Here is a 15,643-nt window from a genome sequence, read left to right as displayed (position 1 = left end):
GTCGTGCGCCCTGCCCCGGGACTGCCGCCGTCGGTGATCCCGCCAGACTTTTCGACCTGTCCAGACAAAGCAAAGGCAGGAGCCGGAGCCCCTGCCTTTGCGTCAACGCCTGAATGGAGCGCGTTACGGCTTTGGGTCAGAACTTGTAGCCGACGGTGACGCTGTAGCTGCGGCCGAGGATGCTGACGTAGTCGCTGGAGTCGCCGAGGAAGCTGTTCGGGTCGTAGAAGGGCTGGCGATCGAACAGATTCTTGATGGTGAAGCCGACGTTGAGCTTGTCGGTCGGACGCCAGGCCAGGCTCAGGTTGGCCGTCCACCACGACGGCACGTCCTCGCACTGCGCTTCGGGCAAGGGGAGGTAACCGGCGGTACAGGTCTCCGGGTTGTTGTCCTCGGCATCGACGCGGTCCCAGGCCCACTTGGTATGGCCGACGTAGTTGACGAAGAAACTGGTGGTGAACTGGCGATAAGTCCAGTCGGCATTGATCGTGGCGCGCAGGCGCGGATTGCTGTGGTAGCCCACGGTGTTGCCGTAGTACCAGCCGTTCTCGTCGTCGAGGTAGGCCTCCTTGCGGCGCGCGATGGTCGCGGCCACGCCGACGTTGAGGCTGCCCCACTCGCCCAGCGAGAAGCGGGTGCGGGCGTCGATGTCGAAGCCGTCGACCAGGGTGCGGCCCCGGTTCTTGTACTGGCCCACGACGCTGGCCACGTTGCCGACACTGTAGCCCGGCAAGGTGCCCGGACAGGCCACGCCGCTGGCCGGGTCGGCGCACATCGCCGCCAACGCCGCTTGCGCGGCGCGGTCGGAGTCGGTGATCGGCGAGCGGGTCATCGATGCGATGTCTTCGGCCTTGCTGTAGTCCGGCGCGGCGATTTCGTTGCGGCGATAGATGAACCAGTAGTCGGCCGACACCGACAGCCAGTCGAGCGGCTCGAACACGAAACCCAGGGTGGCGATCTTGGCCTTCTCCGGCTTCAAGTCCTGGTTGGGCTGGGTCATGCGCGCCACGGTGCGGCTGCAGTCGCTGTTGAGCAGCGAGTTGCCGAGGTCGACGTCGCCGCCGCGGCGCGACTGGCGCAGCAGGTTGGCGATGGCGTTGGTCTCGGCGCAGCGGACTTCGTCGCGGTAGCCGCCGAGCTGGGCGAACACGCCGCCGGTGCCGGATTCGGCCAGGCTCGGCGCGCGGAAGCCTTCCGAATAGGTACCGCGCAGCAGCAACTGCGGCAGCACCTGGTACTTGAGGCCGATCTTCGGCGCCAGGTTGGCATTGAAGTTCGGGTACTTGTCCACGCGCAGCGCGGCGTCCAGCTCGAGCTTGTCGGTCAACGGCGCGACCGCCTCGGCGAACAGCGCGTAGGTATTGCGCTTGCCGTCGAACCAGGAGCCGCCCTGCTGGGTGATCAGGCCGTTGGCGGCGTCTTCGTTGCCCGGGGTGTAGAAGGTCTCGCGGCTGACGTTGAAACCGAACGCCGCGCGCACCTCGCCGGCGGGCAGGTTGAACAGCGGGCCTTCGATCTTGCCGTCCAGGGTGTGCAGGCGGGTCCAGGACTGGATGTCGAAGGTCGGATAGGCCTCGCGCAGCAAGGCCGCATTGGCTTCGCTGATCTCGCCGAACTTGTACGCCGGATGATCGGAGATGATCACTCGTCCGGTGCCCGGATCGACGGTGAACGGGCCGAACGCCTTACGGAAACCGTCGATGTTGACGTTGACGGTCTGGTAGGTCACCGAATGCGTGCCGGCGGAGGCGAACGCGGTTTCCCAGTTCCAGTCGCCGATGCTGCCGCGCAGGCCGAACAGCCCGCGGTAGCTCTTGTCGGTGTTGCGCTGGCCGAAGTAGTTATCGCCGACGTCCTGCAACAGGTACTGCAGGCCGACCACCCCGCCGTTGATCGCCCTGAGTTCGGGGCTGGCGCGGTTGTACTCGTTGTTCGGGCCGAGGAAGGGATAGCGGAACTGGTTGACCGTGGTGCCGGTGTCGCGCGAGAACCAACTCGTCGGATTGCCGGTGGTGGTGCCGAACGAACGCGGCGTGCCGCCGTTGGCGCGCAGGTCGATGTCGGTATAGGTCAGCTCGGCGAAGGCCTCGGTGTTCTCGCCCACCAGGAAATGGGCGTTGACGTAGCCGGTGAAGCGCTCGGTCTCGGCGCCGGCATCGATCTCGTTGTTCATCCAGGTCTGCCAGATGCAACGCGGGCCGGCGGCTTCGCCGGTCAGCACGTTGTTGCAGCCCGGCGCGGCTTCCTGCACGCGCGCGCCGGTCCTGGGATTGATCGCGAAATAGGTGCCGGGGTTGAACACGCCCGGCTTGCTGCCGGTGCCCAGGCGCAGGTTCTTGAGATAGTTGGGGTTGTTGACGTAGTACTGGTCGGGGCGCTTGTCGTAGAAGTCGCTCAGCGGAATCGCGTCGCGGCGATACATGTTGACCGAGGCGTAGACGTTGTAGCGGTCCTCGTCGAGGTCGCCGAAGCCGGCGGTGATGCTGGCCTGGTGCTCGCCGTAGGAATCGATGCGCGAGGACTTGTCGGTGGTCACGCTGACCTCCGCGCCCTGGTAGTTGCGCTTGGTGATCACGTTGATCACGCCGGCCACCGCGTCGGTGCCGTACACGGCCGAGGCGCCGTCGGTCAGCACCTCCATGCGCTCGATCGCCGCGGCGGGAATCGCATCGATGTTGACGAACTGGGTCTGGAAGCCGGCCGGCGCGCCGTAGTACGACAGGCGGCGGCCGTTCAACAGCACCAGGGTGCCCTGCGCGCCGAGACCGCGCAGGTTGGCCTGCGAGGCGCCGTCGGAACCGGTGAACAGCGAGCGCGAATCCTGCTGCGCCGGACGCGCCGCCGGCAGGTTGTCGAGCACCTGCAACAGGGTGCGCGCACCCATGTTCTCGATGTCCTGCTTGCTGATGACCTGCACCGGCGAGGCGGTCTCGACATCCAGGCGGCGGATGTTGGAGCCGGTCACTTCGATGCGCGACAGTTCGGTGGTCTTGCCGGTGGCGTCCGTGCTGTCGGTCGTGCTCTGGCCATCCTGTGCGGCAGCAAGCGAGACGTGGCCCAGCAGTGCGACGGCCAGGGCCAACGACAGCGGGGTGGCGGGGATACGGGATGGGCAGTGGGCGCGTTGACGGCGCGAACGGCGGCTTGCGGGCAACATCGGAACTCTCCTGGCAGGATCTGCGGCGCGGATGGCGGACGAAAGGCAACAGCGATCCCGGGCCACGGCCAAAGGGCCGCAGTCGGTGTGGGCGGGGGGAGGAGCGGTGTTACGTATTCAGTGGCAGGTATTCGGCGGCGGGTATTCGATGTACTTAGCGGGTGTCGGGTGCTCGGGTCGGATGTTCGAATCGGGTGCTTCTGGCGTTGGCGTTTAGGGTCGAGTGCTCGCTGGGCTCAGGGCGGGAGGATGCTGACGCTGTCGCCTTCCTGGCCGATCAGCGCGGCGTTGGCCCAGTTCGCGCAGACCTGGGCGGGTTGGCTGCCCTGCGCGCCCAAGGTGCGCAGGCTCAGCGAAGACAGGCCGCGGATGTCGAGCTCCGGCTTGACCACGCCGGGCGCTTTCACCAGTCCGCTGTCGTAGAGCAGTCGGTCGTCGCCCCAGACCTGGAACTGCAGGCCGCCGGCGGCGCGACAGGCATCGTCGATGCCGAGGTCGGCGCGCAGCAGACGCCACTGGCCTTGCAAGCGCAGGTCGATGCGGCTGCTCGGGCCGACGCCCAGGCCGCGGCGGAACAGCAGGCCGTTCATGCGCAGCCCGGCGTCGCCGTGGAAGGCGCGATCGGCGCGCGCTTGCCCGGCCAGCGCGGCCGGCAACGGCAGCTCGGAGAGATAGCGCTGCTGTGCCGGCCGCTCCGGCTCCTGGTGTTCGAGGATGTGGAAACTCGACAGCGCGATCGGGCCGACGTCGCGCGGTTGCAAGGCATCGACCGCGCGCGCCGCGCTGCCCTGGGCGGCGGTCACCATCGGGTCGGTGCTGGAGGCGCCGTCGCCCTCGGGGTTCTGGACGCTGAGCACGCGGAAACGCAACAGGCGGCCGGCACGGGCCGGGAAGTCGATGCGCTGCAGCTCCTGCTTCAGTTGCAGGCGGCCGTGCGCGACCGGCTGGCCCCACTCGCCGTTGCTGTCGCCGAGGTAGACCTCGTAGTCGCGCACCTGGCCGTGCTTCCAGTTCTTGTCGTTGCGTGGCGCCAGCTCGATGCCGTCGATCAACTTGCGTTCGCCGAAGCCCACCGTCCATTCGTGCGCGCCGGTGCGCACAGCTTGGTTACGCACGCTGCGGAACCAGGTCTTGGGGTCGTCGTCGAACGCATTCTCCAGCGCGTGACCGGGCTCTTCCGCGGGGCGGTTGACCACCAGCAGGCTGTCGGACGGCAAGGCGCGGCCCTGCGCCGGCGCCGCCGGGAACGCGTCGTCGGCCGCGGCCGCGGCGACCGGGATGTCCAGCGCGAACTCCAGAGGCTTGCGGATGTCGGTGACCGCGGTGCGCACGTGCACGCTGCCCTTGCGATCGGCCGCATCGAAATACCAACCCTCGCTCGCCGCTTGCAGCGCCGCGGCATCGGCCAGCTGCGGCAAGGCGCGCCCGTCCAGCGACACCGCCCGCGGTGTCTGCCGGCTCAGCACCCGCAAGACATAGCGGCGTTGCGGCAACTGGCCTCGGTACTGGCCCTGCACCGCCTCGATGCGCACCGTCACCGGGCCGCTGCCCTGCGCCGGCGCGCTCATGCGCACCTGCTGGGTGCTCGACTCGCCGTGTTCATGGCGACGGGTGTTGCCGTCGTCCTCGTACATCGCGTACTGCGATTCGCCCTGCGGATACAGGTCGAAGGTGATCTCGTCGAGCGGCTTCTCGCCGTCGAACAGCATTGCCGGGTGCATCGGCAGGATCGCACCGGCGCGCACGAACAAGGGCAAGGTGGCGAGGTCGACCTGGCGGTCGAGTTCGCGACCGGCAGCGCCGGCCTGCACGCTGCGCCCGTCCCAATAATCGATCCAGCGGCCGGCCGGCAGATGGATGCCGCGTCGCCAGCCGCGGCTGGCGGCCTGGCTGCGGTAGACCGGCGCCACCAGCAGGTCGCGGCCGAGCAGGAACTGATACTTGTAGGCCTCATCCTGAGCGTGCGGGTCCTGCGGATAATCCCACATCAACCCGCGCACCGGCGGCGCGCCGGTCTGCGCGGCCTGCTGGGTCAGGCCGTACATGTACGGCGTCAGCCGCATCTTCAACTTCAGGTAATCGCGGTTGATGCTGCGGTACGGCTCGTCGAACCACCACGGGTGCTTGCGCGCATTCGACGACCAGCCCGACATGCCCATCAGCACCGGGGTGAACGCCTTCCACTGCAGATCGCGGGTGTAGGTCTCGGCGCTGCCGCCGAAGATCGCGTCGACGTCGCCGGTGGCATAGGCCATGCCCGACAGGCCCGAGCCGATCAGGGTCGGCACGTGCCAGCGGATGTAGTCCCAGCTCGCGCTCTGGTCGCCGGTCCAGGCCACCGCATAACGCTGGATGCCGGCCCAGCCCATCACCGTCCACAGGAACGGGCGCGAGTCTGAGTTGTGGAGGATGCCGTTGAACGCCGACTGGTTGGCGTCCATCGCGAACTGATAGCCCTTGCCGGTCCAGGCCACGTCGAGCTTCTGCACCCGGCTGCCGGCGGTGCCGACTTCCCAGGCGATCTTGTCGACGCCGTTCTCGGTCCACAGGCCGGTGCGGAAACCGTACTTGGCCAGGCCCTTCACGGTTTCCGGCAGTTGCTTGTAGCCGCAACCGTAACCGTCGTTCGGCAGGATCCAGCCGCCGGGCATGTCGTGTTCGCGATACTGGCGCGCGACGCTGTCGACCACGTCCGGCGTAGTGCCGGTGGGACCGTCGTGCCAGCCTTCCGGCACGGTGCCGGGCTTCTTGCCGTTGTCGCCGTCGTTGTAGCAATCGGCATCGCCGTACGACAGCGCCCAGCGCGCCAACAATCCGGGACGGCCGGTCAGCCGGGTGTACCGCTCGAGCAAGCGCGGCAGTTCGCCGACGAAGTAATACGCGTCGAAGCGATCCTCGCGATGCAGCAAGGTGGCCTGGTCGGACTGGCGCAGGTCGTAGCTGCCGTCGCTCCAGGTGTTGCGCAACATGCCCCAGCCGCGCGAGCTCAACAGCATCGGCGCCGGGCTCGGGCGATCGCCTTCTTCCCAGCCGCCGGAATAAGACACTTCCAGTTCTCGGCCCTTGAACTGATAGCGGCCGTTCTGCTGGCCGCCGCCGTAGAACGCCTCGTCGGCCTGCGAAGACAGCACTTGCACGCTCTGCGCGGCGTCGAGGTCGAGCGGTTGCAGTTCCTGCCACAGCGGCGTGCGGCGCTCGCCGTCGATCCGCTCCAGCCGCAATTTCAGCGGTTGCCGTTGAACGTGCAGCACCAGGGCGCCGGTGCGCACGCGCACTTCGGCGTCGTCTTCTTCCAACGCCGCAGCGATTTTTTCCGCCGGCTGCGGCAGCACGATCGGCGCGGCCTTGTCGCCGGCCGGCGACAACTTGCCGCGGCGCCCGGCCTGCACCCGCACGATGTCGTCGGCCAGGACCTCGATGCGCACCACGCTGCCGGTGTCGGTGCTCAGCTCCCAACCCGGCGTCGCGCCGGCCGCGGCGCGCACCGCGCGCAGGTTGCCGACCGGCTCGGCCGCGACCGGCAGCGCCGACGCGGCCAGCGCGGCGAGGATCGCAATCGACAGTCGCGGACGACACACGCGGAATTCCACCTTGCCCCCAGCGCCCGCTCGTCGGGCATAAAAATGTGCTGCGGCCGACTCTAGGGCAGGCTTTCGAAAGCTGTCAATGAATTGAAAGAAAAAAGGAAGAAATTATTTTGTGAAACGAAAGTTTGTGCACCGCAATACTTTCCAAAGTCAGCGAAAAACCCCATTAAGCCTGCAACGAAAGCCGACCCAAGCGAATCTTTCGTTTTATTTCGGAGCAGTCGATCACTAAGCGAATTCGGTCTATTTCTTTTGTTTTACTTTCGATAATTGACATTCCGAAAGAAAACACAGATCGTGCCCTCGCTCAACAGGAATCATCCATGGACGTCACTCCGCTCTCCGACTCCTCCGCCTGGCAGCGCCTGGGCGGAGCCGACACCGCCGCCGAAATCGCCCAGCAACCGGCCTTGTGGAACCGTCTGGCCGAAGATCTGGCGCAGGCCGGCGAACGCGTGCAGGCCTTCCTCGGCGATTGCCTCGACGACCCGCGCCAGCGCGTGCTGTTCACCGGCGCCGGCAGCTCGGGCTTCATCGCCGACCTGGTCGCCGACCGGATCAACGCGCAGTGGCCCGCCGAAGTGCGCGCCGTGCATACCACCAGCTTGCTGACCCATCCGTCGCTGTACCTGCAACGCGACCGCCCCACCCTGCTGGTGTCGTTCGCCCGCAGCGGCTCCAGCCCGGAGAGCGTGGCCGCGGTCGAACTGCTGCGCGCCGAAGTCGAGCACGCGCGCTTTCTCGACATCACCTGCAATCCGGAAGGCGAACTGGCCAAGCGCGGCGCCGGCCGCGAGGACACCTGCACCCTGCTGATGCCGGCGGCGAGTTGCGACCGCGCCTTCGCCATGACCAGCAGCCTGACCTGCATGCTGCTGGCGGCGCTGAGCGTGTTCGACGACGCGCCATGGCCGCAGCGGATCGAACGCCTGCCGCAACTGGCCGGCTTGGTGCGGGAAGGTCTGGCGCAGTGGGACGCACCCGCCGCGACGTTGGCGCAACGTCCGTTCCACCGTGTCATCTATCTGGCCAGCGGCCCGCTCGAAGCGCTGGCGCGCGAAGCCGCGCTGAAGCTGCTCGAACTCACCGCCGGACGCGTGCTGGCCTTGGCCAACACGCCGCTGGGCTTCCGCCACGGCCCCAAATCCACGCTCGACGGCGACACCCTGGTGGTGGTGGTGCGCAGCGCTCACGCCCTGGCGCGCCGCTACGAGCAAGACCTGCTCGACGAACTGCGCCGCGACGGCATCGCCGGACGGGTGCTGGCGATCGGCCCGCATGCCGACATCGGCGCGGACGACGACCACACCCTGCGCGTGCCGGCGCTGGACGACACTTGGCTGGCGCCGGTGTGGCTGAGCTTCGCGCAGATGTACGCTTTGCAGCGCTCGGCCGCGCTCGGCCTGACGCCCGACAACCCCTTCCCGGACGGCACCGTCAACCGGGTGGTCAAGGGCGTCACCATCCACCATGGCTGAAGCACCCATCGCAGAAGCATCGATCGCCGACGCATCGCCCGCGGCGATCTGCTACGGCATCGACATCGGCGGCACCAAGATCGAACTGGTCGCCTGCGATGCCGCGCTGGAGGTGCGCCATCGCCGGCGCATCGCCACGCCGCAGGGCGACTACGCCGCATTCCTGGCCGCGCTGGAGGCGCTGGTGGCCGCGGCCGACGCCGACCTGGGGCTCGTCGACACCGCGATCGGCATCGCCCTGCCCGGCGTGCGCGACCGCCGCAGCGGCCGCCAGCTCAGCGCCAACGTGCCGGCCCTGACCGGCCACAGCGTCGCCGCCGACCTGCAGGCGCGGCTGCGGCGGCCGCTGCACTTCGGCAACGACTTGCAGTGCTTCGCCTTGTCCGAAGCCCACGGCGGCGCCGCCGAGGGCTACCCGAGCATGTTCGGCGCGATCCTCGGCACCGGCGCCGGCGGCGGTTATTGCCTGCACGGCCGTCTGATAGCCGGCTTCAACGGCCTGGCCGGCGAATGGGGCCACTGGAGCGTGCCGGCGCATCTGCTGCAGCGTCACGGCCTGCCGGTGCTGGACTGCGCCTGCGGCCTGCGCGGCTGCGTCGAGCGCTATGTCTCCGGCAGCGGCCTGGTCGCGCTGCATCAGCACTTCGGCGGCGACGCCGTCGATGCCGGCGCAGTGTTCGCCCAGGCCGACGCCGGCGATGCGCGTGCCCGCGAGGTCCTGGCCGTCCATCTCGACCTGCTCGGCCACAGCCTGGCCGCGTTGGTGCTCGCACTCGACCCGCACGTGATCGTGCTCGGCGGCGGCCTGTCGCAACACGCGCCGTTGTACGACGTGCTGCCGGCCGCGGTGTCCGCGCATCTGTTCGCCGGCGTGCAGGTGCCGCCGATCGTGCCGCCGCGTTTCGGCGGCGCCGGCGGCGCGCGCGGCGCGGCGCTGCTGGCCTGGCGCCCGGCTTTGTCCTGAATTCATCTCGTCTGTCTCGTCTTTGCTACGTCGTTTCGACCGCGTTGGAGTTCCCCATGTCGCCCGTGCAATCGCTGATCGCCTCCCACCGCCAGGGCTGCAGTGTCGGTCTATACAGCGTGTGCTGCAGCAACGAACTGGTGCTGCGCGCCGCGATGGACGTGGCCCGCCGTCACGACACCTTGCTGCTGATCGAAGCGACCTCGAACCAGGTCGACCAGTTCGGCGGCTACACCGGCATGACCCCGTCGCAGTACCGCGACTACGTGCTGGGCCTGGCGCGCGATGAAGGCTTCCCGGTGGAACGGCTGGTGCTCGGCGGCGACCACCTCGGCCCCAATGCCTGGCAGAAGCGCCCGGCCGATGAAGCGATGGCGCATGCGCGGGTATTGATCGAGGCCTATGTCGCGGCCGGCTTCCACAAGATCCACCTGGACTGCAGCATGTCCTGCGCGGACGACCCGACCCCGCTCGCCGACGCCACCGTCGCCGCGCGTTCGGCCGATTTGGCGCGCATCGCCGAACGCACCGCCGCCGAACACGGCCTGCCGCCGCCGGTGTACGTGATCGGCACCGAAGTGCCGGTGCCCGGCGGCGAAGCCTCGCTGGCCGGCGGCCTCGCGGTCACCACGCCGCAGGCGGCCGAACAGACCCTGATCATCCACCGCGAGGCTTTCGCCGCACCCGATCTGGCCGGCGCCTGGGAGCGGGTGATCGCGATGGTGGTGCAGCCCGGCGTCGACTTCGACCACAGCAGCGTGCACGACTACGACCCGGCTGCGGCCGCAGACCTGGCCGACTTCCTCGAACGCCAGCCGCGCATCGTGTTCGAAGCGCACTCCACCGACTACCAGCGCGAATCCGGCCTGCACGCGCTGGTGCGCGACCACTTCGCCATCCTCAAGGTCGGCCCGGCCGCGACTTTCGCCTACCGCGAGGCGCTGTTCGCGCTGGCCGCGATCGAGGCCGAACTGCTGCCGCCTGAGCGATGCTCGGCCGTGCCGCAGGTGCTGGAGCGCTGCATGCTCGACAACCCGAAGCACTGGCAGCAGCACTACCACGGCGACGAGCGCGAGTTGCACTTGCTGCGCCTGTACGCGCTCAGCGACCGCTGCCGCTATTACTGGGGCGAACCGGCCCTGGTCGCCGCAGTGCAGCGCCTGTTCGACAACCTGCGCGCGCATGCGCCGCCGGCATTCCTGCTCAGCCAATACCTGCCCGAGCAATACCGCGCGGTGCGCGCCGGAACCTTGGCCAAAACCCCCGAAGCCCTGGTCCGCCACCGCATCGGCCTGTGCCTGGACGAGTACGCCCGCGCCTGCGCTTCGAACGCTGCCGGCGAGCGAGCGGCCGGCGAGCGCACGCAGGCCACGGCCGACGCCGCGGCGAACGGCTGATCTTCGCTTCTTCCCGCGGATCCAGAAATGGCCATACGCAATACCCGCTCGCGCCGGCAACAGATCCTGCAGCGCCTGGTCGAACACGGCTCGGTGCAGGTCGCCGAGCTGGTCGAGCAGTTCGAGGTGTCGGCGGTGACCATCCGCGCCGACCTCAGCCATATCGAATCGCAGGGTCTGGCCACCCGCACCCACGGCGGCGCCACCCTGGTGCGCACGCCGCCGCAGGAACAGGACATCCACGAGAAAGACGCGCTGAACCTGCCGCTGAAGGAATGCATCGGCGCGCGCGCCGCGCAACTGGTGCAGGCCGGCGACAACATCATCATCGATTCCGGCTCCACCACCATGACCCTGGCCCGCCACCTGCGCGGTCATCGCGACGTCGCGGTGATGACCAACGGCCTCAACATCGCCTGGGAACTCGCCAACGCCCCCGGCGTGGACGTGCTGCTGACCGGCGGATTGCTGCGCAAGCAATCGCTGTCGCTGCAGGGCAGCCAGGCCGAGGCCAGCCTGACCGCCTACAGCTTCGACACCCTGTTCCTCGGCGTCGACGGCCTGGACCTGCAGTTCGGCCTGACCACCCACGACGAAGCCGAAGCCCGCCTCAACCACCGCATGGTCGAACGCGCGCGCCGCATCGTGGTGCTGACCGACGCGTCGAAGTTCGGCCGGGTCAGCCTGCACCGCATCGCCCACCTCGACCAGGTCCACGCCATCATTACCGATGCCGGCATCGACGACCGCTACCGCGAGGGCCTGGAGCAACGGGGCATCGAATTGATCATCGCCGAGCCACTGCCGTGACCGAACTGCGCTGCCTGCAAGGCCGCATCCTGACCGCTGAAGGCTGGCGTCGCGGACGCATCGGCTTCGATCACAGGATTCGCGCGATCGAGGAGGGCCCATTCGCAGCGAGCACCGATGCGGACGCCGCCGGCGACGAACTCATCGTCCTGCCCGGCTTCATCGACCTGCACGTGCACGGCGCCGCCGGCGTCGATCTGATGCAGGGAGGCGACGCCGCACGCACCATCGCGCGCACCCACGTGCGGCACGGCACCACCGCGTTGCTGGGCACGACCATGACCGCCGCCGAGGCCGACATCGTCCACGCCTTGCGCGGCCTGGCCGCCGCTATCGCCGCACCCGACCCGGACGCGGCGCAGATACTCGGCGTGCACCTGGAAGGCCCCTTCATCAGCCCGCAGCGTCTCGGCGCGCAGCCGCCGCTGACCGTCGAAGCCACCTTCGAATCCGTGCAGCGCCTGCACGCGCTGGCGCCGATCCGGGTGCTGACCCTGGCCCCGGAAATCGGCGGCCACACTGAGCTCATCCCGCGCTTGAACACGCTCGGCATCCGCGTCCAGATCGGCCACAGCGCCGGCACTTACGAAGAAGGCCTGGCCGCACTGCGCGCCGGCGCCGCCGGCTTCACCCATCTGTTCAACGGCATGACCGGCGTCGACCACTACCGGCCCGGCATCGCTGCGGCCGCCCTCGCCCACGCCGAATACGCCGAACTGATCCCCGACCTGCAACACGTGCACCCCGGCGCCATCCGCCTCGCAGTGCGCGCCATCCCGCGCCTGTATGCGGTCACCGACGCCACCGCCGCCACCGGCATGCCCGACGGCGAATACGCACTCGGCTCGCAGCGCGTGCACAAATGCCTCGGCTGCGTGCGCCTCGCCAGCGGCTCGCTCGCCGGCAGCGCACTGACCATGGACCAAGCCCTGCGCAACCTGGTCGAAGTCGGCCTGGACCTCGCCGATGCCGCGCACCGCGTATCCACCTTTCCCGCCGACTATCTCGGCCTGAGCGACCGCGGCCGGCTGGCGCCTGGGGCTTGCGCGGACCTGGTGGTGTTGGATGCTCAGTTGCGGGTGGTGCGGGTGGTGGTTGCCGGGCGCGAGATCGACCTGTCCTGATTCGGCGACCTCCCCTCGATTGTCTTGCTTGCCGGGCGCGCACCGCCTTCGACGCAGAGCCACTGGCGATATGTAACCGCACGCCCGTCCGCGGACAAACGCGGACGATCGCCCCGCCGCGATCGTGAAGATCATCGGCGAGGACTTTCGAAAGCCCCCGACCCGAACTGGACGGCGATCGGCGCGACCCTGAAATCCCGCATTTCGTGAATGCTCCAGTGGAAAATCGCAGGTATCCGCGGAGCCCAGACGCAAACCCGCGGGAGATCGGCGTGAGCGTCGGTGAGTGAGCGGCGAAGTAGAACCCGCATCACAACGCTTCATACCCACGCCCGATAAACCTGCATCGGACCAAACTCGCGACGCTATCCATCGCGCCCGAGTCTCCTCTTGCGCTTATCGGTCAGGCAAGGAAGTTTCGTACAAGTGTGCGCGTAAGAGCGGACAGGTGGCGGGCGACCGACGGCACCGACCCCACGGGCGCGTTTCTCGGCGGATGAGCTGCCCACTGCGCGAAAAATCCAGCTTTCCAGGAAGCGTTCGCGCCGTCGGGAGCCCGCAATGAATAACGCCACGCAGCACCACTGTAAAACGGTGTCGGACCAGAAATGGTCGCTCAGTACGTTCACGGAGTTTTACGAGCGCGTCCTCGGCCCCCGGCTCTTCAAGCCCTACGGTGAACTGCTCGTCCGGGAGATTCGCAAGGACATCCGCGCGGAAGCGCCGCCTGCGAACATTCTCGAAGTCGCTTGCGGGACCGGCCGCATCACCACCCATCTCTACGAAGACCTGGCCAAACCACTCGACATACGGCTCGTCGCCACCGATCTGTCGAGGATCGCCATCGATATGGCCAAGAAGGTGGTCGGCGAGGAGCTCAGACGAAACGTCGCCTTCCATTCCGACGTGGACATGGCGGAAATGCCGTTTGCGGACGACAGCTTCGACATCATCGTCTGCGGCTTCGGACTGATGTTCCCGCCGGATAAGGCGCGGGTCGCACGGGAGTTCAAGCGGGTGCTGCGTCCCGGCGGAAAGATCTACGGCACCGTCTTTCATTACAACGAGTTGTTCGACCTTGCGCGGCTCCAATCGCAGAAGCACTTCGGAACCCCGTCCGCCATCATGGAGGCGGCGCTCAGCCTGAGCGATCCCACCCCCATCACCCACGCCTTCGCGCTCGAGGGCCTTTGTCGGGGAGTCGACGAGGTACAGACCTCATGCCCCCTGACGTTCTACCTGGACGACGCGGACACCCGCGAGTTTCTCTTCAATGCCTGCATCCTCCTGGAAGAGTTCAACCAATGCGACCGCTCCGCTCGAGAGGGGTATCTGGACACGATGCTCGCGGAGTTCCGCGCGCAAGTGCCCACGCGGCACTACCAGGTCAAGGCCTGGCTGGTGCGCGGGCAGGTCGATCAGGCCTGCAAGGAGTTCGTCGCTTCGAGCTTGGGGCCCGATTTTTCCGAGCTGAGCGCTTTCAGCCGCATGAGGCCGGAACCGGCCGACGATCAGGACCGATCGCTCCAACTCGAAGGCTCCCGCCTGTCGGGGACTTATCAGGCGGGAACTTTTCAGGCGATGAAGGCGGGCTTCCTGGCCGAGTACCCGGCCTACCCTGAAGCCGAAGTCGAAGCCTTGCGCCGAAGCGATTTCTCGCGGCTGGACGTCCATGAGGCCACTTACCTGGACCATGTGGGCGGCACGCTCGCGCCCGAGAGCCTTATCGAGGACGACTATCGCGTGCTCAGGAACACCATCCTCGGCAATCCGCACAGCGGTTCCAGGTCGTCCGGCCAAGCCTACGAGAAGGCCCGCGCGGAAATATTCCGGTTCTTTCGTTGCGCGCCGGATGAGTACGAAATCCTGTTCACCGCCAATGCGAGCGCCGCCATCCGGCTGGTGGCGGAGTCCTTTCCTTTCGAGCCCGGCTCGGAAGTCCTGCTCACCAAGGACAACCACACCTCGGTTCACGGGCTCCGGGAATATGCGAAGTCCAAGGGAGCTTCAGTGAAGTACATCCCGCTGGACAAGGATCTGCGGATTCTCGACAGCTCGATGCGACGCTCGCTGGAGAACCTCGCTCCGGGTCATCCGCACCTGCTGGCCTACCCCGCGCAGTCCAACGCCACCGGCGCGAAACACAGCCTGGAGTGGATCCGGCTCGCACAAGCGCATGGCGCCATGGTGCTGTGCGACGCGGCAGCCTTCGTTCCCCAATCCGTCTTGGACTGTTCCGTGCATCACCCGGACTTCATCGCGATTTCCTTCTACAAGATGTTCGGCTATCCGACCGGGGCCGGGTGCCTGATCGGCAAGCGGTCGTCGCTGCGCAAGCTGACCCCGCCGTCCTTCGCGGGCGGCTCGGTCTGCTACTACTCGGGCCCGTGGTCTCCCACCGACCGACTGCTGCACCAGGAGGACGAAAAGCGTTTCGAGGTCGGCACGCCGAACTACGCGTCGTTCCATGCCATCGCCCAAGGGCTGGAGTTCCTGTCGCGCCACGGACTCGAACACCTCGGCGCGCGCTCAACGGCGCTGGCGAGATGGCTCGAGGCGCGACTGCTCGAGCTGCGGCACGACATCAAGGGCGAGACCCCGCTCTGCCGCATCTACGGCCCTGCGTCCGAGCACAAGGGTGCGACGATCATGTTGAATTTCTTCGATTGCTACAACGCCGTATTTCCGCACGCCCTCGTCAAGCGGGTCGCCGAAACTTTCGGCATCACGGTCCGCAACGGCTGTTTCTGCAACCTCGGCGCGGTGCAGCAGGCCACCTACACCACCGCCGGTGCGGAGCATTGCGAGCTCGACAAGACCGAGAAGATCCTCGACTGCAAGACCTTCGACGACAAAATCCTCAACAAGGGCAATTGCGGCGCCGTCCGTGTCTCCTTCGGTCTCGGCTCGAACTTCCGGGATGCCTATCGCTTCTACCTGTTCGCCAAGGGCCTGATGAACATCGAAGCTGCGCGGCTGGAAGAGGCCCTGACCGACTACCCTGCGAGCAGAGCTTCCGCCCCGCCAGCGGTAGATGCGCTCGAATGCGAGGTATAGCGATCAGGAGTCGCCGAGCGCCCCCCCGGGTTTGAGCGTCTCGCACGACCGCGATGCCCATTCCCGGAC

General features: G+C 67.5%; 8 protein-coding genes. 6 read left to right on the top strand and 2 right to left on the bottom strand.

The genetic code is table 11. The features are described from left to right. Positions 1–136: 136 nt before the first annotated feature. Together AC6CH2_RS14755 and AC6CH2_RS14750 are read right to left on the bottom strand one after the other, a co-directional pair. On the bottom strand, positions 137–3,088 hold the full coding sequence (locus AC6CH2_RS14755) for a TonB-dependent receptor domain-containing protein (RefSeq protein WP_498269935.1): 2,952 nt from the start codon (positions 3,086–3,088) through the stop codon (positions 137–139). A 305-nt stretch (positions 3,089–3,393) separates the two neighbouring features. Beyond that, on the bottom strand, positions 3,394–6,747 hold the full coding sequence (locus AC6CH2_RS14750; RefSeq protein WP_498269867.1) for a TIM-barrel domain-containing protein: 3,354 nt from the start codon (positions 6,745–6,747) through the stop codon (positions 3,394–3,396). Between the two features lie 320 nt (positions 6,748–7,067). Between AC6CH2_RS14750 and AC6CH2_RS14745 the strand changes: the two genes are divergently transcribed. From AC6CH2_RS14745 to AC6CH2_RS14720, 6 genes are all read left to right on the top strand, one after another. Next, entirely contained in the window at positions 7,068–8,222 is a 1,155-nt protein-coding gene (locus tag AC6CH2_RS14745; protein WP_498269866.1) for an SIS domain-containing protein, read from the top strand. Next, positions 8,215–9,186 (top strand): ROK family protein, encoded by a 972-nt coding sequence (locus AC6CH2_RS14740; protein ID WP_498269865.1) that lies wholly within the window; start codon positions 8,215–8,217, stop codon positions 9,184–9,186. The genes AC6CH2_RS14745 and AC6CH2_RS14740 overlap by 8 nt, the downstream gene beginning before the upstream one ends. 56 nt (positions 9,187–9,242) lie before the next feature. Then, positions 9,243–10,583, top strand: coding sequence for a D-tagatose-bisphosphate aldolase, class II, non-catalytic subunit (locus AC6CH2_RS14735; protein ID WP_498269864.1), 1,341 nt, complete (start codon positions 9,243–9,245; stop codon positions 10,581–10,583). A 33-nt stretch (positions 10,584–10,616) separates the two neighbouring features. Continuing rightward, a complete protein-coding gene (locus AC6CH2_RS14730; protein ID WP_498269934.1) occupies positions 10,617–11,393 on the top strand; it encodes a DeoR family transcriptional regulator in 777 nt (258 codons plus the stop codon). Next, a complete protein-coding gene (gene nagA, locus AC6CH2_RS14725) occupies positions 11,390–12,517 on the top strand; it encodes an N-acetylglucosamine-6-phosphate deacetylase (protein ID WP_498269863.1) in 1,128 nt (375 codons plus the stop codon). The genes AC6CH2_RS14730 and nagA overlap by 4 nt, the downstream gene beginning before the upstream one ends. A gap of 561 nt (positions 12,518–13,078) precedes the next feature. Then, positions 13,079–15,574 carry an aminotransferase class V-fold PLP-dependent enzyme gene (locus AC6CH2_RS14720; protein WP_498269862.1) on the top strand — a complete coding sequence of 832 codons (2,496 nt, stop codon included), beginning with the start codon at positions 13,079–13,081 and terminating at the stop codon, positions 15,572–15,574. The last annotated feature ends 69 nt before the right edge of the window (positions 15,575–15,643 follow it).

The organism is Lysobacter sp. GQ73, from assembly GCF_059758755.1.
The sequence above is the reverse complement of the archived record's forward strand: the minus strand, read 5'-3'. Positions and strand labels throughout refer to the sequence as shown.

Coding starts and splice junctions, on each gene's coding strand:
- AC6CH2_RS14720 (WP_498269862.1), top strand. CDS start 13,079: ATGAATAACGCCACGCAGCACCACTGTAAAACGGTGTCGGACCAGAAA.
- AC6CH2_RS14735 (WP_498269864.1), top strand. CDS start 9,243: ATGTCGCCCGTGCAATCGCTGATCGCCTCCCACCGCCAGGGCTGCAGT.
- AC6CH2_RS14740 (WP_498269865.1), top strand. CDS start 8,215: ATGGCTGAAGCACCCATCGCAGAAGCATCGATCGCCGACGCATCGCCC.
- AC6CH2_RS14745 (WP_498269866.1), top strand. CDS start 7,068: ATGGACGTCACTCCGCTCTCCGACTCCTCCGCCTGGCAGCGCCTGGGC.